The sequence below is a fragment of the Thiococcus pfennigii genome, from assembly GCF_016583835.1.
Taxonomy (GTDB): domain Bacteria; phylum Pseudomonadota; class Gammaproteobacteria; order Chromatiales; family Chromatiaceae; genus Thiococcus; species Thiococcus pfennigii.
The window spans coordinates 50,785-72,689 of record NZ_NRRW01000013.1 but is presented as its reverse complement, the minus strand read 5'-3'; the positions used below and the strand labels follow the sequence as shown (position 1 = coordinate 72,689).

Sequence of the window (21,905 nt, the reverse complement as noted above, 5' to 3'; positions counted from 1 at the left end):
TGGCTTCTCCGGGTGGCAGGCGGACCGGTTTTCTGTGTTCGTCACCAATCTAGGAGGGCAATAATGTAGGGTAGGTGTGACCAGCGATTAATACGACGGCTAGTCCGTTTGCTAGATAGAAGAGCGTTGTTGCGTGCGGGCTGCGCGGGATGGAGGCGGGTCCTGATAGTAGAACGCTTGTTGACGGTAGAGATGCGCATAGTGTCCATCCTGGGCGAGGAGCTCGGCATGAGTTCCTCGCTCCACGATCCTCCCAGCGTCGAGGACGTAAATCCGGTCCGCCAGCCCCACGGTTGAAAACCGGTGACTGATGATCAGTGCTGAGCGGCCTCTCGCGAGTTCGGAAAAACGCTCGAAGAATTCGTATTCGGCGGCAGGATCGAGCGAGCTGGTCGGCTCGTCGAGCAGGATCAGCTGGGCATCGCGGTAGAACGCTCGAGCTAAGGCCAGCTTTTGCCATTGGCCGATACTGAGTTCGCCGCCATCGGTAAAGGCACGACTCATTTCGGTTTCGTAGCCTTTGGGTAGCTGCGTCAGGTCGGAGTGGACGCCAGACCACTGTGCGGCCCGTTGGATGAGGGGATCGCCTAACGGGCTGTCCGGACGTCCCAGGTGAATATTCTCCGCGGCGGTAAAGTGGTATCTCCCGAAGTCCTGATAAATGACACTGACTTCGCGGCGCAGGTCCTCGACTGGGAAATGGCGTAGATCGATGCCGTCTATCGTAATCTCTCCACCATCAGGATCGTAAAGGCGGCAGAGGAGCTTCGCGATGGTCGATTTTCCTGATCCGTTGAGTCCGACGAGGGCCACGATCTCCCCCGGGGCAATCTCGAAGTCCAAGTCGTTAAGAACCGTTTTCTGTGTGCCGGGATACTGGAACACGAGGCCGTTGACGCGCAACCCGGTTTTCCACGGGCGCGGCATCGTTCTCGGCTCTGGGCAAGTGCGTACCTTGGCCGGAAAGTCCAAGAACTCATAGAGCGTTCCCAGGAAAAGGTTGTTCTCGTAGAGCGCAGCGAGGGAGCTCAACGTCGGGCGCAAGGCTGCGCCAGCGACCTGAAAGGCGCCAACATACATCACGAGTTCACCCAGGGAGATGGTTCGCTGGACCGCCGCATGGATGATGGTCGCCAGCGAGGCGAATCCTGCGAGTGCGGCGGCCGACTCCGTAACGAACTCTCGTTGGGAGCCGCGCGCAGACAGTTCGCGTAGCGCACGTCGCAGTCGTTGTCGGATTTCCGTGAAGCGATCGGCCAGGTAGGGGCCGAACCCGAAGCATCGCACCTCTTTCGCGTACTCTGAGGAGGTGAGTATGCGATGAATGTAGGCGGCGGCGCGTTGCCTTTCGGTCGTGTGCTTCTGCAGCGAGTAAAGGTCATTCGCGTATCTTAGGCGATAGAAAAGCGCGGGAGCGGAAGCGGCCAGCACCACGATCGCGATAACCCAGTGAAAAGTCGCAAGCACTGCCAGGGAAGCGAGGAGCGTAAGTCCGTTACGACCCAGGCCTGTGAGGCTTCGAACGATCTCCAGGGGTCTCGATAAGGCTTCTCGCTGTGCCCGATACAGCCTGTCGGAGGCGAGGGGGCTTTCATAATAGGCCAAGTCCAACTCGATGGACTTGGCCTGGACGAGTTTCTGCATGTGATCGGCGACGAGATAGCCTTGGACCGCGTTGGCATGTTTCAGCAGTACGCCGGCAAGACTTCCGAGGACGATCAGGCCATAGGCACCACCGAGCAAGGCAAGGACATACCCGAATTCGATGTTGTGTGGACCCGCGGATGGATCGCTTGCCGTTAGGTAATCGATAAGCAGCTTGAAGACGTAGAGAGTCGCGAGGGGCAGAAGGCTGAGCGCCAAGAGCAAGGTGAGGCTGAGGGCAGTCCAGGACGCAGCTGCATGCCAAACGAAGGCGAGAGCCCTAAAGATTCGAAGGCCGTCGAGGGATGTCACGGTGTCTCTCGGCAGAAGCGCGCGGTCTGCTCCCAGCGATTCATGGCCGGGGGGGCGCGTAGCGCAGAAGTAGGAGTTGGCGTGGCCGCGCGAAAGTTCCCGGCTGCACCCGGGGGCACCCGGGGGCCGAGCATACTACGATGGAAGTACGTGAATACAACGTATGATGACATGTGCCTGCGCGATCCAGGGATGGGAGCGCCGAAAGCCATCGGAAATAGGCACGGCTGACAGGTTGTTCCAAGGTGGTTGGTCAAAGATGGTCCAGGTTGCGTGCCTTCCGCGTGCTCCGTAGTTATTCGTCGTCGCAAGCTGCTTCCTTCGTTTCTAAGCGGCCTCATTCGAGGGTCGCCGCCCGTGAGGTTCCGTGAGTGCCGACCTGATAATAATCGGTGCATTCGCCGGTGTACCGGGAAAGACCCAATTCTCTTTGTCGGGCTGCGCGGCGCCTACCTGCACGTTGGCGCTGCCTCGCCCGGCATCGATGGCCGAGTTGCGCCGTCCATTCGCGAATTGTTCTCAGTCAGGGCTCATGACGCCGGGGCGAGTCTCCACGAGCCCGTTAGCGATCAAATCCGCTATCAGCGCTCGAATGTCGTGTTCGCAACGTGCCGAGTCGACATCGTACTCAGCGAGAATGGCTGCCACAAGCTCGGCAAGGGGGCGTGGAGACTGCAAGAGTTGCCAAATCCGTGTGCCGACATCGTTGAGTTCGTAATAGACGCCGCCGTCTAGGGCTAGGATCACTACGGCGCTCTCTGCCTCGGTCGACAGATCTGCCGATACGAGGTCGGAACTTGCGACAAATACTGAATTCGCGTGCACTTCTAAGTCCATCGTGGATTCATCCCGCAGTTGCTTGAGCCGGCGTCTCGGGGCAAGATCCCAAATTTTCTGGAGACTGGATGGTCTTGTGGACGAGCGCCATCAAGTCGGGAAGTACTCCGAGATCATTGGTTCGCGTGAGGCGTCTGGGCTCGGCAAATTCGAGTAACGACCCGAGCTGTTGCAGTGGTGCGGCGGCTCCGGTGCGCTTCAGGAATTCACCGCCGAAGCGATGGACGTAGATGTGCCCAATCAGCCCGAGAAAGGCCTCCGGTCGGGAAAGGCGCTCGACGCCGATTTTCGCGCCGCTGTCGAGAAGAAAGACATGGCGGAGCGGCGTCGGAGAGGGCGCGATGTTGGCGGCATCCACTGCGTATTTGTCGATGCCGGTGCGCACCTGTTTTGCTGTTCGGCGGTCGTAGCCGCTCGCAAGGAGCGCGTCGTGCCAGAGACGCAACTGGGCCAGTCCGGGTAGCACGACGGGCCCTTGCGACGGGTCGAATGCGATGACGAGCAACTCATCCGCGAGTAGCTCGTTAGCGCCCCGACAAAGAACCGCGGTCGTCGTCGACTTGCCTGCGCCTTTCCCGCCAGCGAACGCGACCGCCGAGCCGTGTACGGAAACGGCGCTTGCGTGCAGGACCAAGAGCCTCCGTTGGCTAAGCAGGACGCCCAGGCCGGCCCCTGCCACGAAGAGTTGCAGTGCGCGTTCCTCGGCATGGGGGTCTGGCACGACCTGAATCAGGGTGCCGTTCTCGATAAGGAGCCTGCCGACTCCGCCCCAGTACAATTCTGTGGCGCTGGCAGACGCGGACACGCAGCGTATCGGCGAGCGTTGCGTGGGGCTCGGGCTCGCTCCGATGACACGGATGTGGACATCGACTGAGCCGGCGTTGGACGGGGGAGCCGGCAGGGCGAGGTCGGACCCGATCGCTAGACCATAGGCGTTGTACTGAAACAATCAGCTATACCTGTCGCTTGCGAAGCCAAGCCCACGCCGCGACGACGCGCGGGATGGAGTTCGTCGACGGGCGTTGGCGCGTGTCCCGGCCCGGAGGTGGCGCGGCCGCGCACGGGCGCTGGGAGATTCCGCCTTATCACTCGGAATGGTGGTGTGAATTCAAGAGTAACGGATGCAATCGTAAACCGGGTTGACGCATCGCAACCCGATATCGAGACGCGACCCGGACATGATGTATGTTCTCAGTGCGGGGGCAATTATGGATATTTTCGAGATGGCCTCGGCGGATGGCCAAAATATGACGTGCCCCGCGATTTTCCACCCGTTTCAATGACAAAAACAAAGCTTTTGCTTTTGGAAGGAACGTAGCCTAGCCCCAGGCGTTGCCGGAGAACGGCCCCTCATCTTGTGCTGGGGCCGCCCCATCGGGGGGGCGAGCGGTCGGGCCATTACCCAAAAGTCCAAAAAGCGCTAAGAATTATGAGGCTAGACTTTTCTTCATCTTCCAGCTTTTCGGAAAATAAATGATTATAAATCAATTAATTACGGGTTTCCGCTCGCGCTAGTCAAGCTGAAGCGCTCGATAGACGGTTGATTGTTGGCGTACCGTCTACCGATTTCGGCGACAAGAAACCGCCGGGTTGCGCGGGAGTAGTATAGCTGTCCGTTCTAAAGTTTGAAAAAATATCGCGGCTGATTATTTTTCTAAATAAAACAGGTATTTGTGGCCATTCTTGCCGCGCTGGATCACGGAGTCACGCCCTCCCTGCAGTTGGGGGTCGGGCCCTGTCTAGCCACGAAGGTCCCCCACGTCGGCTTTTCGGGTGCCGAGCGGACTAACGACGCAAGCCCGGTATCGATCGGCCTCCCCTGCGGATCCGCTGGGTGGAGACGATCGGCCCTGTACTAGGGTGCCGCGAGGGCACCCTAGTCGTCGGTCGTGACAGACACGGGGCGGTAGCCACCCCCAGCACCCAGGGCCGGGGCGATGTTGAGTCGCGGCACGCCACGTCTCAGCGCGGTCCTACCACGCGGTCGGCGGGGTCAGGAACCGTCGGCCGTGCAGGCCAGAAAGTCGGAATCCGGGTCGCACTTCGGCCCCAACAATCCGTCATTGCCGTCGGTGCCGAACCAGGAGTCGCTGATCGCGAGTCTGCTGCCGCGCGTAATCTCGCGGACGTCGCCGTGCGTGATCAGTCTTGGTGGAGCATAGGTCTTTTTCGCATCCATCGTCATTACCTCGAAACGCGTTGAGTCTGATCTGTCCAGTCGGACATCCAACCGGCGATCCGGCGGGAGCCCGGTCATCGGGTCATCTCAGGTGTTAGATACCTCCGTGGTTCGTTGTTGAGCACTGCGAGGCGATGGCGTCAGCGCGGGGTGTTGCCGCAGCCACGCCGCGAGATTTGCGGCCGCCCAGATTTCGTGCAGTTGGGCGCTCCGCTGCTCGCGCTTGTAGCGGCCGTAGACCCTGTCCAGCCTCTCCAGATCCAGATAGCATCCTAGCGTCTGCCGCTCGTTGGTGAAGAGATCATCGAGCAGGGGACCTTCATATTTTAGCAGGCTGGCCTGAAGGTTGTGCGCCAGGTTGCCCTTGTCGCTCCGCCAGCAGACCTGATCCGGCAGTTGGCCTTGCAGTGCGCGCCGGACGATCATGCGCGAAAATCCATCGTGAACGCGCTGCTCGGCAGGAATCGCCATCGAGAACTCTGCGAGCCTTCGGTCTGAGAAAGGGTAGCGGTCATCGATGGAAAAGCTCGCGGCAAGCTTGTTGGCCGTTTCCAGACCAAGCGCAACCTCCCCGGCGGTGATGTCTTGGTGGAGGCGCTTGCGGGCTGCGTTCGGCGGCGCTGGGGGTTGCGGCAACATTGTCGTCCGTCGCTCGGCGAGGCCGATGCGTCTTGCGAAGTCTGGATCGATGATCGACGGAAGATCCTGCCCCTGCGGCTGTTTGTCAGAGCCGATGCGGCGGAGGGTCCGGGCCGCCTGCGGTGCAAACCGATCAAGGCTGATGTGCCGGAAATAATCCCATACCATGCTCGGGTAAGAGTATTCCGGTTTCCTCTTGGCGACGGCCTTCAGTTCTCTGAGGAGTCGGGGCCAGCGCCAAGCGAAGGCCAAGTCCCGCAGGTGGTCCCATCCGTGGCCGACGATGTTGTCGCCCAGGAAGCCATCCAGGAAGATGCGAACGCCGCTGTCTCTCGCGCTACGATACAGGCCCCAATGCAGGAAAAGGTTGGGCGTCCAGACAGGTTCTTCCGTGTGCCAGAGGACCCGACTGAGATCGACCAGGGGGCTGATCGCATCAGCGGAGATGTAGTGCGGGTCAACGGCCCCTTGTTGGATGACGAAGTCGATGTATTTTCGTTCGTCGCTGGCCTTCACCTCATCGAATACGCCAGAGAAGGTTCGGAGCCTTCGGGCCTCGCCGGGCCCGAGATGATCGCGTGCGACGCAGACGATTGCCGAAGAATCTAGGCCCCCGCTCAAGGCCGAGCCTACTGGAAAGGCACTGCGTAGGCGGCAGCGAACCGCCTCGTCGAAGATCCTCCGGTAGGCGCTGCCATAGTCGCCAGTGCCATTCAGTCGAACTTCGTGATCGGGATCGACCGACCAGTACTGACGTATGGACAGGCCATGTGGGCCCAAGGTGGCGGCATGGGCGGGCGCAAGCCGCGAGATACCCTCATAGAAGGTGGCGACCTTGTCGCCGGGGAGAATCGCAAGATAGTCGCCGATCCGTTGTTCGTTGATGCGGCGCGGCACGTCGGGAAGGCGGAAGAGGGCCTTGATCTCGGACGCGAAGGCGAAAAGACGTCTGGGCGCGTAATAGTAGTAGAAGGGCCGCACGCCAAATGGATCTCGGGCGCAGAAGAGGGTCGATCTGCGCTTGTCCCATAGTGCGAAGCAGAAGTCGCCTAGGAGTCGCCCCGCGCAATGCTCGCCCCATTTGGCGTAGGCGGCGACTATGATTCTGCTGTCGGTCAGATCGGTGCGTGGGCAATCGCCTAGCGCGAGTGCCTGTATCAGGTCCTCTCGGTTGTCGATCCGGGCATCGGCGGTGATCACTAGACCGTCGATTTCTAGTGGCAGGTATTCCTCAATGGACTCCGGGGTGGTGTGTAGCATGCAATGGCCGAGACCGACCGGGCCGTCAGCCCAGGTCGACGTGCGGTCTGGGCCGCGATGCGCGATCTCGTGCACCATTCCTCCGATCTCGGGTGGCGTGGCGGGGCGGCCGTCCAGTCCCAGAAGGCCGGCGATGCCGCTCATCGGGGCAGTCCTTCGGGCCACGGGAAGGGGGTGAATAGGGGCAGCTTGTCTAGCCCGCCTAGCACGACGTCGCCCTCGTGCACGAGCCATGCATGCGCTACGAGTCGGTCGTGAGCATCCTTGCGCACGCCGATCTTGAGTTCTACGCCGAAGCCTTTTCGACGCAGCAACTGGTAGCCAACCAACGCCTGGGGTAGGCAGTGTATTCCAGCGCGTGCGAGCAAGCGGCCGCTCCGCTCGATCGCGAGCGTGAGTCGTTCCAGTTCGCCGGGGTCTGCTGTCGTATCGATCCTGTCTGCGCCTCTCGCGCCCGGCACGAGCCATGCGCGTAGACGCTTCGGGGAAACGAAACGAAGGGCTGCTTTCGTCGCCAACAGAGACAGGATGACAGACAGGTACAGCCGTTTGTCCTTCCCGTCGAGCAGCATAAATTTGCGTAGGCGGTCCACGGACTCTCCTGTCTCGCTGCTTGGATGCCAGCGGTTCGGCGGAAATATTGTGACGTACAGCACGGACACTACGGCAAGACTATGATGGACGCTGGTAGGGCTCTTTGCAACGGGGCGCCTCGTTCGCTCGACCAGTCGGAGGAGCCCTGGGGGCGAGCGGCGGACCGCATCCGGCTGCAGCGCGGCCTTGCTCATAATTCCGGCCAAGGCCCCCCATGACATCGGAGCGGCCACGCAAACCACTAATATTTATAGCTTATCATGGCTTTGTGGCCAGAAGGCCCGCTCGGTGGCCGGAGTTATGAACAAGGCCCTGCGGGGCGGACAGTCGTCCGCCGCTCGCCCTGTCCCGGCGCCGGCCGCAAGGGTCGGCGCGGCCTTTGGGCCCGCTGCGCGAGGTTTCGAGTCACGCTAGGTCTTGTCCTCGTCGTGGCGCGCGTCGCCCGGCACCCTGTGCGCGTCCGCTGGCTCGGATTCGCTGCACCGCGGCGCCCTGTCTCGAACCCGCCAACCGAGGATGATTGTCGGCTTTGCGACAGGGTGGAGCGTCTCGATCCATTTCGCGCCAATGCGTTAGCGCCGGCACAGACCTTGCATTAGATGGCTCCGTAGCCTCGTTCTCAGGAGCCGTCATGAAAGCCAAAGACATCGCCGCGCTGCTCGACGAGCCGGCCTGTGTCCACAACGACAAGGGCAAGTCGGGGTGCGCCCGCCTCAAGCCGGGTGCGACCGCGGGCGGCTGTTCGTTCGACGGCGCCCAGATCGCGCTGCTGCCGATCGTCGACGTCGCCCACATCGTACACGGTTCTATCGCCTGCGCCGGCAGTTCCTGGGACAACCGCGGCAGCCGCTCGAGCGGGCCGAGCCTCTATCGTCTCGGTCTGACCACGGACCTGACCGAGCAGGACGTGATCATGGGCCGCAGCGAGAAGCGGCTCTTCCACGCGATCAAGCAGGCGATCGACAGCTACCGCCCCCCGGCGGTCTTCGTCTACAACACCTGCGTCCCGGCCCTGACCGGCGATGATGTCGAGGCCGTCTGCAAGGCCGCCCAGGCGCGCTGGGGCACCCCGGTCGTGCCGGTCGACGCGGCCGGCTTCTACGGCACCAAGAACCTCGGCAATCGCATCGCCGGCGAGACCATGGTCCGCCACGTCTGCGGCACCCGCGAGCCCGATCCGCTGCCGCCCGGGGTCGAGCGCGAGGGCTTTCGCGTCCACGACGTGAACCTGATCGGCGAGTACAACATCGCCGGCGAGCTGTGGCACATGATGCCGCTCTTCGACGAACTCGGCCTGCGGGTCCTCTGCGCGCTGTCGGGCGATGCCCGCTACCGCGAGGTGCAGACGATGCACCGCGCCGAGGTCAACATGATGGTCTGCTCGAAGGCCATGATCAACGTCGCCCGCAAGCTCCAGGAGGCCTACGGCACGCCCTGGTTCGAGGGCAGCTTCTACGGCGTGCGCGACGTCTCCCAGGCGCTGCGCGACTTCGCCCGCCTGATCGCGGATCCCGACCTCACCGCGCGCACCGAGGCCCTGATCGCCCGCGAGGAGGCGGCGATCGACACCGAGCTCGCCCCCTGGCGCGAGCGTCTGCGCGGGCGCAAGGCCCTGCTGTACACGGGCGGGGTGAAGTCCTGGTCGGTGATCGCGGCGCTCCAGGACCTCGGCATGGAGGTCGTCGCGACCGGTACCCGCAAGTCGACCGAGGACGACAAGGCGCGCATCCGCGCGCTGATGGGCGAGGACGCGACCATGATCGAGGACGGCAACCCGCGAGGCCTGCTCGACCTGGTGGCCGACCGTGGTGCCGATGTGCTGATCGCCGGCGGCCGCAACATGTACACGGCGATCAAGGCCCGTGTGCCCTTCCTGCACATCAACCAGGAGCGCGAGTTCGCCTACGCCGGCTACGCCGGCATGCTGGAGCTGGCGCGCCAACTCTGCCAGACCATCGAGAGCCCGGTCTGGGCCGCGGCCCGCCGTCCGGCCCCGTGGCGGTCCGCCGCGCCCCAGCCGATCCCCCAGGCGATCACCCAGCCGACCACCGAGGAGGCCTGAGCCATGCCGGAGATCATCAAGCGCAACAAGGCCCTGGCCGTCAGCCCGTTGAAGGCGAGCCAGACCGTCGGCGCAGCGCTGGCCTTCCTCGGCGTGCGCCGGGCGATCCCGATGATGCACGGCTCACAGGGGTGCAGCGCCTTCGCCAAGATCTACTTCGTCGGCCACTTCGCCGAGCCGATCCCGTTGCAGACCACGGCGATGGACCAGATCAGCTCGGTCATGGGCGCCGACGAGAGCATCGTCGAGGGGCTGAAGACGATCTGCGAGAAGAGCGCGCCGGACCTGATCGGCCTACCGACGACGGGCCTCGCCGAGACGCAGGGCGCCGACATCGAGCGGGCCGTCAAGGAGTTTCGCCAGCAGTATCCGCAGTACGCCGGCACCGCCGTCGTCCCGGTCGCGACCCCCGACTACAAGGGCTGCCTGGAGACGGGCTTCGCCGCCGCGACCCAGGCCATCATCGAGACCCTGGTGCCGCCGGCGGCAATCGCCGGCACGCGCCCCGGGCGGCGCCGCCGCCAGGTTAACGTCCTGGCCGGCTCGCACCTGACGCCCGGCGACCTGGAGGCCGTCAAGGAGATGATCGAGGCCTTCGGCCTGCGCCCGCAGGTGGTGCCGGACCTCTCCGATTCGCTCGACGGCCACCTGGTCGAAACCGACTACAGCCCGCTGACCGTCGGCGGGACGCCGGTCGCGGAGCTCGCGTCCCTCGGCGATGCCTGTGCCACGCTCGTCATCGGCGGGTCGATGGCGGCGGCGGCCGACGCCCTCGTCGAGCGCACCGGCGTGCCGGACCATCGCTTCGCCCACCTGATGGGCCTCGACGCGGTCGATGCCTTCGTCGCGACGCTGGCCGAGATCGCCGAGCGGCCGGTGCCCGAGCGCCTCGAGCGCCAGCGCGCCCAGCTCCAGGACGCGATGCTCGACACCCACTTCATGATCGGCATGGCCCGTGTGGCGATCGCCGCCGACCCGGACCTCCTGGTCGCCTTCAGCCAACTGCTCGCCGGCCTGGGCGCCGAGACGGTCGCCGCGGTCGCGCCGATCAACGCCGCGACGCTCCAGCAGGTGGTCTGCGACCGGGTCAAGATCGGCGACCTGGAGGACCTGGAGCGGATTGCGACCGAGCGGGGCGCCGAGCTCCTGATCTGCAACTCCCACGGCGCCGACAGCGCCGCGCGCCTCGGCGTGCCGCTGCTGCGGGCGGGCTTCCCGCAATACGACCAGATCGGCGGCTACCAGCGCACCTGGGTCGGCTACCGGGGGACCCGCCAGACCCTGTTCGACCTCGCCAACCTGATCCTGGCCCAGGGGCGCGGCGAGCTCCATCCATACCGCTCACGCCTCAAGCAGTGGCCGGCCGAAGAGCGGGCGGCGGTCGCCTGAGCCCAGACGAGAACCCAGACGTGAGTCCAGACACCGGAGCATGAGATGGCATTGGAGCGCAGGCTCAAGGTCTTGAGCGGTGGCGGGGCGGCCGAGGCGCATCGCCAGCGCGTGCGGGTCGCCTTCGCCAGCAGCGACATGAAGCGGGTCGACCAGCACTTCGGCGCCGCGACCGCCTTCGCGATCTACCACCTCGACGCCGAGCGGTGCGGGCTCCTGGAGGTGGCCCAGTTCGAGGCCCCGGCGATGGACGGCAACGAGGACAAGCTCGCCGCCCGCCTCGCCGCCCTCGAGGGCTGCGTCGCCGTCTACTGCCTGGCCGTCGGGGCCTCGGCCATCGCCCAGTTGCTCGGGCGCGGCATCCAGCCGATCAAGGTCGCCGCCGGCACCTCGGTGCCGCAGCTCCTCACGGAGCTGCGCACCGAGTTGCGCGCGGGGCCAAGCGCCTGGCTGGCGCGGGCCCTGGCGCAGCGCGAGCCGAAGTCCGCCGCGCGCTTCGACGCGATGGAGGCCGACGGCTGGTCGGAATGACGCACGACGGCCGATCGCGCAGGCGGGGCCGCGTGACCGGCCCGATCGACGGCACCCGGCAGGGCCTGGGCCTTTTCGAATTCTGACAGAGCAGGGGCTTCACCGATGCAAGACGAACCACTGGCCATCGCCGACGGGGATCCGGTCCTTCAGTCCAGCTTCGCGATCGAACTCGTGCGCCAGATGCGCGCGATCGACGCCTACGGCAGCTACGACAAATGGCCGACCGCCAAGATCCTCGATCCCTTCATCCTCACCAAGGAGCGCCTGCGCGCGCTGCCGCTGGTCGGGGACCCGGACGAGATCGTCGTCGCGCGTGTCCACGCCTTCTACAACGCCATCGCGGCGCAGATCGAGCAGGAGTGCGGCCTGCGGGCCACGCCGGTCATCAGCCTGAGCCACGAGGGCTTCGGTCGCGCCCTGATGATCGTCGGCAAGCTGGTGGTCATGGACCGCGCGCTGCGCGACGTGCACCGCTTCGGCTTCGCGAGCGCCTCGAAGATGAAGGACGAGGCCGACAAGCTCCTCTCGGTGGCCCTGGAGATCATCGGCGCCCATCCGCAGGTGGCCGGTCTCTGATGACCCAAGTCACGCGTCGCCGCCGGCGGCGCACCCAGCCGATAGCGAGGTAAACGATCATGAGCCCGATCACCGGTATCACCCGCGGTGGCACCGAATGGACGCCGTCCTTCGTCACCGCCTTGGACCACAGCCACTGCCTCGGCTGCGGTCGCTGCTACAAGGTCTGCCCGCGCGAGGTCTTCGAGTTGGTCGATCGCGAGGACCTGGATCTCGACGACTTCGACGATGACGACGACGGCTTTTCGGACGACACCAGCATGGTCATGACGCTGAAGGATGCGATGGACTGCATCGGTTGCGAGGCCTGCTCGCGTGTCTGCCCGAAGGGCTGTCTGTCGCACGCGCCGCATTCGCTCGCCGCCTAGTGTCTCGCTTCGGAACTACCGAGGCCGCTCTTTCATGTCACCCTAAGGATCCGAGCACCGTAGGGGCCCGCTTGCGGGCGAGCAGCCCGCGCGCGGCGGCGAGGATCGCCCGCAAGCGGGCTCCTACCACGCGAGGGTTGCAGGCCGCAGCGTGCGGTCTCGGGAATGCACGGCGGATCCGTTCTGATCCGCCGGCGTCGCCCGCGCCGATGGCACGGCCCGTAGGTCGGGTTAGGCGCGCTGGCACGGCGGTCCTCGTAAAAACAAAGGATTGCGCGCGCCGTAACCCGACAGGGGCCTCGGCGGGCGCCACGGTGTCGGCCGTCGGGTTACGCCCCCGCGGGGGGCTAACCCGACCTACGGGCCTCGCGGCCTAGACGACCGGGCGGAGATTCCAGGACGATGAGCCGTAGGGTCCGCGCAGCGGACCCTACGAGGCTCGGAGCCTGGATGCGATCAGGGTTGGCCGGCGCCGGGCACCGCGACCCGGATGGTCTCGATGCGCCCGCTCGGCGAGCGCATCGCCGCCTCGGGCTCCGAGGTCTCGGCGGTGCAGATGAAGAGGGTGCGCCGATCGGTCCCGCCGAGGACGCAGGCATAGGGGATCCCGTGCGGGCGCAGGCGGGCCGCGATCTCGCCGCCCTCCAGGATCCGCAGGACCTCGTGCGTGCGCGGGCTCGCTGCCCAGACCGCTCCCTCGCTGTCGAGGCAGATCCCGTCCGGGGTCGCCGGCTGGACCTCGGCCCAGGTGCGGTGTCCCTCCAGGCCGCCCTCGGCGGTCACCCGAAAGGCGCTCAGCCGGTTCGCGAAGGTCTCGGCGACGAGCATCGTGCGCCCGTCGGCCGTCAGCGCGGTGCCGTTGGGGAAGATTACGGGGCCGCCGACCGTCATCGCGCGGCCGTTGGGATCGACGCGGACCAGCTTGGTCGAGACCAGCGGCGCGCCGCCCTCGACGTCGTAGCCATAGTTGCCGACATAGGCGCGCCCCGCCTGGTCGACCAGCATGTCGTTGCACGGCCAGCCGAGCATGTCGCTGAGGTCCGCGTGCAGCTCGAGCCGCCCGGCGACGAGCCGGTAGATGCGCCGCGTCTCGATGGCGATCACGAGCAGGGTGCCGTCCGGCAGCCAGCCGAGTCCGCCGGGGCGGTCGTCCATCTCCAGGATCGTCTCGACGATGTCGCGCGGCGACAGCGTCAACACGCGTTGGGCGTAGCGGTCGGTCAGCCACAGCCGGCCCTCGTGCCAGCGGGGCGTCTCGGGGAAGATCAGGCCGTCGAGGCGGATGTCGGTGTCGGGGCCGGCGATCTTGCCGACCGGGGGGCGGTCGGCGCCGGCCTCCCCGGCGGTGCCGGCGAACAGCCAGCGGCGGACGATGCGCACGATCGCATCGGGCGTCGCCCCGACGTCGACGACCAGAGCATCGTCCGGCATGTCCTGGGCCAGGGCCGCGAACCCGCCGTCCGGCGCCCCGCTGGTCGCGGGCTGGTCGCGGCGGGTCCTCAGTCGCCCGGCGATCATGGCCATCTCCTCCTGGAGCAGGATCAGGCGTACCCGTTGCGGATCGACGCGCAGCCGTTCGCGCTGCACCGGGGAGAGCGCCGCGCAGGCGACGACGGCCGGTGTGCCGGCGCTCAAATGGGCGGCGATGCGGGCGCGCAGCGCCTCGATCCAAGGGCGGCGCGCCTCCTCGTCGAGGGACTCGCCGCGCTCGAGCTTGGCGCGGTTCTCGGGCGGTTGGCAGTCATCGCCCTCGACGAACGCCCAGCCGAGCTCCGCGGCCAGGAGCCGGCCGACGGTCGACCTGCCGGAGCCCGGCACACCCATGATGATGGCGACCCATGCGGTATTCGGATCTGACATGGCGCGCTCCTCGAGCTTGGATTGGCGGACATGGTAACTCGCGCCGTCGGCCGGTGCACCGTGGGTCGCAGCGGGGTTGCAATCGTCGCGCGCGGGCGTATATCCGAGCCACGCGCGGCCCGTCGCGGCCCGCCAAGCCGAGAGGAGGGAGAGATGTCGTCCTGGTTCGGTCTTGCGCTCGTGCGTGCTGTCCTGATCCTTCTATTGTCGCTGGCGGGCCTCGCCGCGGCCCACGCGGAACGGCCCTGCGAGCGCGCCGCGCCCGCTGATGGGCGCCTCCTCGATCCCGGCGACGGGACCCTTGTCGACGAGGCGCGCGGCCTGCAATGGAAGCGTTGCAGCGAGGGCCAGGCTTGGGCGGCCGACAGCGGCGGTTGCGCCGGGCCGGCGGCCGTCTACAACTGGCCGCAGGCGTTGGACTGGGCGGCCGCGGCGCGCTTCGCCGGTCACGACGACTGGCGCTTGCCGGCGCGCGAGGAGCTGCTCACGCTCGTCGCGCCGGGCTGTACGGGGCCGGCCATCGATCTGACGCAGTTCCCGGCCACGCCGGCCTACGCCTACTGGTCGGCCACACCCTTCGAGTACTTCGAGCGCCTCGCCTGGGCCGTCTACTTCAACGCCGGCAAGGCCGGGTACAGCCCGAAGGACTACGGCTTTTTCCACATCCGGCTGGTGCGCGACGCGGACCCGCCCGGGTGAGCCCAGGGGGGAGCCCAGGGGTGAGATCAGGCGCGGCGCACGTTCGCCACCGGCAGGGTCAGCGTGACCTGGCGGTGGAGCATGTCGATCAGGAGCAGGACCCGGTCGGCGCCCTTGTGACACTGAAAGATGGCGTCGAGGCCGCGCAGCGGTCCCTCGACGATCTCGATGGCCTCGCCGGGCTCGAAGGTCGGCCTGATCGGCTGGCCCTCGAGGCGGCGGTGGATCTCGTCGATGAGGGTGTCGGCGACCGGAAGCGGCTCGTCGCCGAACGAGACCAGGCGTGCGACGCCGCGCGTCGAGCGCAGCGGATACCAGTTGTCGACCCAGCGGCGCAGGTGGATGAAGAGGTAGTTCGGGAACAGCGACTCCTCGCGCGGGACGCGCCGGCCGCGGCGGATGCCCTCGACGACGACCCGGGGGTGGAAGACGCTGTAGCCCTGGAGGGCGAGATTCGCCTCGGCGCGATCGGCCTGGCGGGGGCGCGTCTGGACGAGATACCAGCGCGCCGCCGGCTCGATGGGCTCCGGGCCGAGGGAGGGGTCTGGGGTCATCGGCGAAATCCCTTCTGCATCTGCGGAAAAGGGCGTTCAGGGTTCCGAGCTAACCGTTGCCTTCGTCGAGTGGGCGCAGCGTAACCCAGCATCGTGGCCTAGCCGTACCGCTAATTCTCGAATCGTTGTCAGCCGGTCGAGGTCGGTCCGTTCAGCATCTGAACGCACATCGACCAACCTAGCTCGACAAGCGTCTCGAAGCAAGGTCTCGGCCACGAGGTCGGCCGGCGGCTGCTGGATTTCGGAATCCGGCGCACGGTTCGCGCGGCCCCGCCCCTCACGGCGCGCGGCCGGGCGCCTCCGTGGTGGGTCGGGGTCGCTTCGTCGTCGATCGGTCGAGGGCCGCGGCCAGGTCCGCCATGTCCCGATCCCGCATGCCGAGCAGGTAGAGGATGCCGTCGAGGCCGACGTTCGCGATCGAGTGTCGCGCCTGCTCCTGGACCACGGGCTTCGCATGGAAGGCGATCCCGAGGCCGGCGATCGCGAGCATCGGCAGGTCGTTGGCGCCGTCGCCGACGGCGATCACCTGCTCGAGGCGGATCCCCTCGCGCGCGGCGATCTCGCGCAGCAGCTCCGCCTTGCGCCGGCCGTCGACGATCTCGCCCGCGACCTCGCCGGTCAGTCGCCCGGCGCGGATCTCCAGCTCGTTGGCATGGACATAGTCGATGCCGAAGCGGCGCTGGAGGTGCTCGGCGAAGTAGCGGAAGCCCCCCGAGAGGATCGCGACCCGGTAGCCGAGCTGCTTGAGGGCTGCGATCAGCCGGTCGGCCCCGGGCGTGATCGGCAGCCGCGCGGCGATGTCGGCTAGGACCCGCTCGTCGAGTCCACGCAGCAGGGCCAGACGCTCGCGGAAGCTCGCCTCGAAGTCGAGCTCGCCGCGCATCGCCGCGGCCGTGATCGCGGCCACCTGCTCGCCGACCCCGGCCGCGGCGGCCAACTCGTCGATGACCTCGGCCTGGATCAGTGTCGAGTCCATGTCGAAACAGACGAGTCGGCGGTTGCGCCGGAAGATGTCGTCCTCCTGGATCGCGATGTCGACGCCGTGGGCCTGCCCGAGGCGCAGAAAGGCGCCGTGCAGGGCCGCGAGGTCGGCGACGCGGCCGCGTAGCGAGAGCTGCACCGAGGCCGGCCGGCGCGGCGCTTGCGCCACGCGCGAGATGCGCCCTGTGAGGCGCGTGATCTGGTCGATGTTGAGGCCGTACTCGGCGACGACTCCGGCGACCGCCGCCAGGTGCCGGGCGCTGATCTCCCAGCCGAGCAGGGTCAGGATATGCCGGGGCTGGCCCTGCTCCTGCACCCAGGCCTCGTAGTCGGGGGCCGGGATCGGCGAGAAGCGCAGCGTCAGCCCCAGGCCGTGCCCGGTGAAGAGCAGGTCCTTGAACAGGGCGCACGAGGCCGAGTCGTCGGGCAGTTCGACCAGCAGTCCGAGGGCCAGCGTGTCGTGGATCACGGACTGGCCGATATCGAGGATCGGGATGCCGTAGCGCCCCAAGACGCCGGTCAGGCCCGCCGTGATTCCGGGCCGATCGGGGCCCGTGACATTGATCAGAACAATCTCGCTCATGCCGCCGATTGTGACTCAGAAGGCGACGCCGACGCCACCGCCGACCCCGCCGCTGCCGCCGCCGATGCCGATCGTCACCCACGGCCGCATGGCCGGGCCGCCGGTCGGCTCGGCCGGCCAGAGATGGGGCTTGAAGCTCTCCAGCATCGGGAGCGGGTAGGGGACCTCGCCGACGCGTGCGGCCTCGCTCCCGAGGAGGCACCCGCTGGCCGTGACCAGGCGCCCGGGCCGTAGCTCGGCGGTCTCCAGGTAGCCAGGTCTGACGATCAGGAAGCGCCCCACCGACTCGGCCTGCACCCGCGGTCGACCGCAGCCATCGAGCGGATAGCCGAGCACCTCCAGTTCGGTGCGTTCGCGGCGGTTGCGCGCCTCGATCAGCACGCCCCCCCACTGCACGAGCCGCCCCGTGTGGGCGCTCGCCCCGGTGGCGGCGATGGCCGCTGGCGTGAGGTCCCGGCTGCCGATCGCCTCCGGGCAGTCGCCGGTGGTCGCGCACCCGGTCAGGCCCGTCAGGGCCGCCAGCGCTAGCGCGGTCGCGGCCGCCCAGCTCGCCGGGGTCCTTATCGGGCGCGGGATCGGTTCACGGATCATCGAGGTTCACCAGGGGTAGGGATAATGCCAGGGTCGGTAGGGGTACCAGCGGTCGTACCAGGGATAGCCGTAGTAGGGGATGTCGCGCGCCTCCGGCGGTTCGGGCCAGAGGTGCCAGCTCTCGGTCGCGACGACCGGATAGGCGTAGGGGTAGTCGCCGACCGGGCGGGTCTCGGTCCGGACGAGCCGGCCGCTCACGGTCAGCCGCCGGCCCTCCGGGTATTCGGCCGGGTCGAGGAAGCCCGGGATCTCGGCGAGGAAGCGCCCGCTACCCGTGGCCTGCGCGTCGGGTTCGCCGGCGACGCCGAGCGGGCGGGCGAGCAGCTCGATCTCGGTGACCTGCGCGCGGTTGTGCACGGCGAGGATGCTCCCGCCCCAACGCACCGTCTGGCCAATGAACCGGGGTGCCTCGCGCTGGACATCGGCGACGGCGACCTGGGTGGGTGGGGCCTGGCGGATCGCCTCCGGCACCCCGGTCGCGCAGCCGGTGAGCGCCAGCAGCACGGCCAACACAGAAGAGACAGAGATGGATCGCATGATGTCGCCCTTGCGCTGTCGAAGCTCGCCGGTGGCCCCCTCGGGGCCTCGGGGCGAGGCGGCCCGCATCCCGGGAACGGCCCGGGCGCCGCTGCCGGTTCGGCTCCGGCAGGGGCCTGTTTCGCCGCTCGCGGCCCGTTCAAGGCGGCGCCCCGACGACCGCCTGGGCCGGCTCGGCCAATTCTACACGCCGCGACCCGACCGCCCCTCGCATAGCTTAGCGCGAACAAGTCGTATTTGCATATAATCCCGACAGGGGCCGATCCAGCCAATCGCCTCGGCGGTGCGTGCCAGCCACGCGTCGTCGAGGTCGTCAGCACGATGCCATCGCCCGACGAGCCGGGGGCCGGGAGACCGTCCTGCGCGCCTCCGTCGCCTGCCGACATGACCTGATATGGGGGTCCACCGATGCGTCATCGACTGTCCTTGTCCGCGATCCTGCTGATCGCCTTCAGCGCACCCGTCTTCTCCGCCTATCTGGACGCCCGGGCCGTCCATGGCGAGCTGCCGGCCGCCAATCCCCGGCCTGTCGCCGAACTGACGAGCACGCTTGGCGCCCTCCAAGGGGCCGGCTATCGGCTGAGCGGCCGCGAGCTGGTCTGCGGTGGGGCCGCCGAGATCTTCACGCTGCGCAAGGAGGGCGTCTGGGGCACCCGCGAGATCCGGGTCCAGGTGCTGCGCGACGTCGCGCAGGCCTTTGCCTCCGCCGCCTATCGCAGCCGGTTCCTGGACGCCTTGAGCTTCGATCATTCGTAGCGGGCGTCGCCGCCGGATCGGTCACCGCGGCGTCTGGCAGCGCAGGCGCACCGCGAAGTAGCGGAACTCGATCGTCTCGTCGGCGCGGGCCGCGGCGAAGTCGGCCTTCAGCGCGGCGATGTCGCCCCCCCCGACCAGTTGGGCCGCCGCCAGGCTCGGCGCCGCCGAGAGGAGCAGGTCTTCGAGGTAGTCGAGTTGGAGCGCCCGCCGCGCCGGGTCGAGTTGGCTGGCGATGACGGCGATCGTCTCGGTGGCGATCCGGCGCGCCCCCAGGTCCTTGGCGATCCGGTACAGGTGCCCGCCGATGAAGGGGTGGCCGCCGGCGTCTGCCTGGCAGGCGTTGAGGTACCGCCACCAGGCGGCGATCGCCGGTCGTGCCGGGGTGAAGCCGAAGCAGCGGTTGTCGACCTCGGTGCAGATCAGTTCGCCGTCGGGGGCGAGCACCCGCAGGGCCTCGGCGAGGACTCGGGTCGGGTCGGCGACGTGTTCGAGCAGCCAGACGGTCATGACCCGATCGAAGCAGCCGGTGGCGAACGGCAGCCGCTCGGCCTTGCCATGCACGAGCCGCACCCGGTCCTCGGCGATCGCGGACGCCAGCCGATCGTGCGCGGCGGCCAGGTGGTGGGCGCTGCGGTCGATGCCGGTCAGGGTCAGGCCCGGCCATTGGCGGTGGATCAGGTCGAGCTCGGCGCCGACCCCGCAGCCGATCTCGAGCAGCCGCCCGCCCGTGCCCAGGTCGAGCCCGGCGAAGACGTGCGGCGCCAGCACCCGCGCCTGGGCGACGAGCCGCTGCTGCTCGCGGCGCGAGTAGCCGTGGATGTAGTCCGATGTCACGAGGCGGTGCGCGTCGCCACCAGTCGCTACCAGGAGATCGGCTCGCCGTCGCGGAAGAAGCCGCCGCTCGGTCCGTCGGCCGGTAGTGTCGCGGCCCAGACGATGCCGCGGGCGCCCTCCTCCGGCGAGCGGGGCGCCTCGGCGCCGCCCATCTCGGTGCGCACCCAGCCCGGACAGACCGAGTTGACCTTGACCCCGGTGCCGCGCAGCTCGTCGGCGAAGATGCGCGTGACGGCGTTGAGGGCGGTCTTCGACAGCCGATAGCCCGGGCAGCGGCCGTTCATCTCCTGGAGCTGGCCCATCCCGGAGCTGACGTTGACGACCCGCCCCTCGCCCCGCATCAGCGGGATCAGCGCCTGGCAGAGGCGCAGCGGTGCGATCGTATTGGTCTCGAAGCCGGTCCGCAGCGCCTCGGCATCGGCCGCGAAGATGCTGGCCGCCTCGGACGCCGGGTCCGGGTCGGGGAAGATGCCGGCGTTGTTGACCAGGCAGTCGAGCCGCCCGAAGGTCTCCTCGATGAAGCGCGCCAGGCGCTCGATCGAGGCCCCGTCGGTGACATCGAGCGGCTGGAAGTGGATTGCCGCGTGGCCGGCGCGCCGCAGGGCCTCGGCCGCCTCGCGACCGGGCGCCTCGCGCCGCGCGGTGAGGACGACGGCGTAGCCGCGCTCGGCCAGCGCCCGGCAGGTCGCGAGGCCGATCCCGCGGTAGGCCCCGGTGACGACGGCGACGGGAAGGTTCGACATGTCGATCTCCTCTGCGAGGGGCGCCGCGCCGGCCGCCCCGTGACGCCCGCGGCGCCGTGAAGCGATGACGGATCAGGCCCCCGACGGCGCCGCGCCGGCGGCCCCATGGCCGAAGACGATCCGTCCCCTGGTGCCATCGTCGAATTGGACGGTGCCGATGCCGTTGCGCCCGCCCTGGTCGAGGACGAGGTCGGCGGTGCCGGTGCGCCCGTCGTCGCAGCGCACGGCGAGGATCGCGTCGAACGAGCCGGCGCCGGCGTCGTAGTGGCCGCGGCAGACCTCGCCGTCGTGGGCCGCCTCGAAGGCCGCCGCGAACGGGTCGGAGCGATAGCGCCCGAGGTAGAGCTGGTCGGCGATGACCATCGCGAACGGGCCGGAGGTGCTGTAGCCGAACGGCGTGTCCGTCATCCGGGCCGAGGCGCGGTAGTGGTCGAGCACGCGGCTCGCACAGGTGCTGAACTCCGCGCGCGGCACCGTCTCGCAGAGCGTCCTCGCGTAATCCATCGGCTCGACCGTCGTGCAGCCGCCGGCCAGGAGCGCGGCGGCGCCCGCAAACGCTGTGATCCTGTTCATCGCTTCCCTCGCAAGCGTCCCCGAAATGGGCCCGGTCCGAGTGGGCTCGGCCCGCAACGATCCCGCCGCGGCCGTCGCGGCCCGGCGATGCTGATAGAATGGCACCCCATGCTGCTCTCGCCCAAGTATAAATTCCTTTTCGTCCACATCGCCAAGACCGGCGGCACGAGCGTGCGCGCCGCGTTGCAGCGCCAGCGCTGGCGCGACCCCTGGGCGCTGCCGATCTATCTGTGCAACCGCTTCAGCCACCTGAGCGGCCATCGCCTGGCGGTCAAGCTGCCGCGCCACGCGAAGGTGATCGCGGCGAAGGAGCTCCTGCCCCACGAGGTCTTCGCGTCGCTGTTCAAGTTCGCGTTCGTGCGCAACCCGTGGGATCTGCAGGTCAGTTCGTTCCACCACATCCGTCGTGAGCGCCCCCAGTTCCTCGGCGGACACACGGAGTTCGCCGATTTCCTGCGCTGGAAGCTCGACCCGCAGCGCCCATATCAGTATCACCTGGATACCTCGATCGAGCTGCAATCGGACTATCTGATCGACCTGCATGGGCGCGTCGTCGTCGACTTCATCGGCCGCTACGAGCGCCTCGTCGAGGACTTCGCGACGGCCTGCGGCCACATCGGGATCGCCCCGCCACCGCTGCCGCACCGCCGTCAGGCGACCGATCGCCGGCGCGACTACCGCGCCTACTACGACGAGGAGACGGCCGAGCTGGTCGCCCGGCACTTCGCCCGCGACGTCGCGCTGCTCGACTACCGATTCGACCCCGATTGAGCCCACTTCGACCCTTGTTCGAGCCGGAT

At 67.5% G+C, this 21,905-nt stretch carries 21 protein-coding genes and 1 pseudogene; 8 read left to right on the top strand and 14 right to left on the bottom strand.

The window, feature by feature from the left end:
• Window positions 1-318: 318 nt before the first annotated feature.
• From CKO41_RS19105 to CKO41_RS06620, 6 genes and pseudogenes are all read right to left on the bottom strand, one after another.
• A pseudogene (locus tag CKO41_RS19105) lies at window positions 319-927 on the bottom strand (ATP-binding cassette domain-containing protein); the annotation flags it as partial.
• Between the two features lie 1,548 nt (window positions 928-2,475).
• Window positions 2,476-2,793, bottom strand: coding sequence for a PqqD family protein (locus CKO41_RS06640; protein WP_200249236.1), 318 nt, complete (start codon window positions 2,791-2,793; stop codon window positions 2,476-2,478).
• A 7-nt stretch (window positions 2,794-2,800) separates the two neighbouring features.
• The gene (locus CKO41_RS06635) at window positions 2,801-3,742 is read right to left on the bottom strand and encodes a hypothetical protein (RefSeq protein ID WP_207143822.1); all 942 of its coding nucleotides are present in this window, start codon (window positions 3,740-3,742) and stop codon (window positions 2,801-2,803) included.
• Between the two features lie 1,044 nt (window positions 3,743-4,786).
• Window positions 4,787-4,972 carry a lasso RiPP family leader peptide-containing protein gene (locus CKO41_RS06630; protein WP_200249224.1) on the bottom strand — a complete coding sequence of 62 codons (186 nt, stop codon included), beginning with the start codon at window positions 4,970-4,972 and terminating at the stop codon, window positions 4,787-4,789.
• Window positions 4,973-5,059: 87 nt separating this feature from the next.
• Complete coding sequence (locus CKO41_RS06625) at window positions 5,060-7,015, bottom strand: lasso peptide isopeptide bond-forming cyclase (protein WP_200381624.1); 1,956 nt, start codon at window positions 7,013-7,015, stop codon at window positions 5,060-5,062.
• Window positions 7,012-7,464, bottom strand: a complete 453-nt coding sequence (locus CKO41_RS06620; RefSeq protein WP_200249212.1) for a lasso peptide biosynthesis B2 protein — start codon at window positions 7,462-7,464, stop codon at window positions 7,012-7,014. Before CKO41_RS06620 ends, CKO41_RS06625 begins: the two co-directional genes overlap by 4 nt.
• A 632-nt stretch (window positions 7,465-8,096) precedes the next feature.
• Here CKO41_RS06620 and nifE point away from each other — a divergent pair.
• The 5 genes from nifE to fdxB all read left to right on the top strand — a co-directional run bounded on the left by nifE (window position 8,097) and on the right by fdxB (window position 12,394).
• Window positions 8,097-9,527 carry a nitrogenase iron-molybdenum cofactor biosynthesis protein NifE gene (gene nifE / locus CKO41_RS06615; protein WP_200381623.1) on the top strand — a complete coding sequence of 477 codons (1,431 nt, stop codon included), beginning with the start codon at window positions 8,097-8,099 and terminating at the stop codon, window positions 9,525-9,527.
• 3 nt (window positions 9,528-9,530) lie between these two features.
• Entirely contained in the window at window positions 9,531-10,916 is a 1,386-nt protein-coding gene (gene nifN / locus CKO41_RS06610) for a nitrogenase iron-molybdenum cofactor biosynthesis protein NifN (protein WP_200381622.1), read from the top strand.
• A gap of 45 nt (window positions 10,917-10,961) precedes the next feature.
• Window positions 10,962-11,447 carry a NifB/NifX family molybdenum-iron cluster-binding protein gene (locus CKO41_RS06605; protein WP_200249191.1) on the top strand — a complete coding sequence of 162 codons (486 nt, stop codon included), beginning with the start codon at window positions 10,962-10,964 and terminating at the stop codon, window positions 11,445-11,447.
• Window positions 11,448-11,552: 105 nt separating this feature from the next.
• Entirely contained in the window at window positions 11,553-12,026 is a 474-nt protein-coding gene (locus CKO41_RS06600; protein WP_200249189.1) for a NifX-associated nitrogen fixation protein, read from the top strand.
• A 59-nt stretch (window positions 12,027-12,085) separates the two neighbouring features.
• Entirely contained in the window at window positions 12,086-12,394 is a 309-nt protein-coding gene (gene fdxB, locus CKO41_RS06595) for a ferredoxin III, nif-specific (RefSeq protein ID WP_200249187.1), read from the top strand.
• A gap of 456 nt (window positions 12,395-12,850) precedes the next feature.
• Here fdxB and CKO41_RS06590 read toward each other — a convergent pair whose 3' ends face one another.
• Entirely contained in the window at window positions 12,851-14,254 is a 1,404-nt protein-coding gene (locus CKO41_RS06590; RefSeq protein ID WP_200381621.1) for an SMP-30/gluconolactonase/LRE family protein, read from the bottom strand.
• Between the two features lie 153 nt (window positions 14,255-14,407).
• Here CKO41_RS06590 and CKO41_RS06585 point away from each other — a divergent pair, with 153 nt between their 5' ends.
• Window positions 14,408-14,953: an Lcl C-terminal domain-containing protein gene (locus CKO41_RS06585; RefSeq protein ID WP_200249183.1), complete on the top strand. Its 546-nt coding sequence runs from the start codon at window positions 14,408-14,410 to the stop codon at window positions 14,951-14,953.
• A 26-nt stretch (window positions 14,954-14,979) separates the two neighbouring features.
• Here the strand turns inward: CKO41_RS06585 and rfaH are convergent, their stop codons facing one another.
• The 4 genes from rfaH to CKO41_RS06565 form a co-directional block, all read right to left on the bottom strand.
• The gene (gene rfaH, locus CKO41_RS06580) at window positions 14,980-15,507 is read right to left on the bottom strand and encodes a transcription/translation regulatory transformer protein RfaH (RefSeq protein WP_200249180.1); all 528 of its coding nucleotides are present in this window, start codon (window positions 15,505-15,507) and stop codon (window positions 14,980-14,982) included.
• A gap of 277 nt (window positions 15,508-15,784) precedes the next feature.
• The gene (gene serB / locus CKO41_RS06575) at window positions 15,785-17,071 is read right to left on the bottom strand and encodes a phosphoserine phosphatase SerB (RefSeq protein ID WP_200381620.1); all 1,287 of its coding nucleotides are present in this window, start codon (window positions 17,069-17,071) and stop codon (window positions 15,785-15,787) included.
• 15 nt (window positions 17,072-17,086) lie between these two features.
• Window positions 17,087-17,662, bottom strand: a complete 576-nt coding sequence (locus tag CKO41_RS06570) for a Slp family lipoprotein (RefSeq protein WP_200381619.1) — start codon at window positions 17,660-17,662, stop codon at window positions 17,087-17,089.
• A gap of 6 nt (window positions 17,663-17,668) precedes the next feature.
• Window positions 17,669-18,199, bottom strand: a complete 531-nt coding sequence (locus CKO41_RS06565) for a Slp family lipoprotein (protein WP_200249167.1) — start codon at window positions 18,197-18,199, stop codon at window positions 17,669-17,671.
• Between the two features lie 408 nt (window positions 18,200-18,607).
• On the opposite strand from CKO41_RS06565, the gene CKO41_RS06560 reads away from it, so the two are divergent.
• A complete protein-coding gene (locus CKO41_RS06560; protein ID WP_200381618.1) occupies window positions 18,608-18,955 on the top strand; it encodes a hypothetical protein in 348 nt (115 codons plus the stop codon).
• A 21-nt stretch (window positions 18,956-18,976) separates the two neighbouring features.
• On the opposite strand, the gene CKO41_RS06555 is transcribed toward CKO41_RS06560, so the two are convergent.
• The 3 genes from CKO41_RS06555 to CKO41_RS06545 form a co-directional block, all read right to left on the bottom strand.
• A complete protein-coding gene (locus tag CKO41_RS06555) occupies window positions 18,977-19,789 on the bottom strand; it encodes a methyltransferase domain-containing protein (RefSeq protein ID WP_200381617.1) in 813 nt (270 codons plus the stop codon).
• Between the two features lie 26 nt (window positions 19,790-19,815).
• Window positions 19,816-20,532 carry an SDR family oxidoreductase gene (locus CKO41_RS06550; protein WP_200381616.1) on the bottom strand — a complete coding sequence of 239 codons (717 nt, stop codon included), beginning with the start codon at window positions 20,530-20,532 and terminating at the stop codon, window positions 19,816-19,818.
• Window positions 20,533-20,604: 72 nt separating this feature from the next.
• Window positions 20,605-21,105: a hypothetical protein gene (locus CKO41_RS06545; RefSeq protein ID WP_200250346.1), complete on the bottom strand. Its 501-nt coding sequence runs from the start codon at window positions 21,103-21,105 to the stop codon at window positions 20,605-20,607.
• A 108-nt stretch (window positions 21,106-21,213) separates the two neighbouring features.
• Here CKO41_RS06545 and CKO41_RS06540 point away from each other — a divergent pair, with 108 nt between their 5' ends.
• A complete protein-coding gene (locus CKO41_RS06540) occupies window positions 21,214-21,876 on the top strand; it encodes a sulfotransferase family 2 domain-containing protein (protein ID WP_200381628.1) in 663 nt (220 codons plus the stop codon).
• Window positions 21,877-21,905 lie beyond the last annotated feature (29 nt).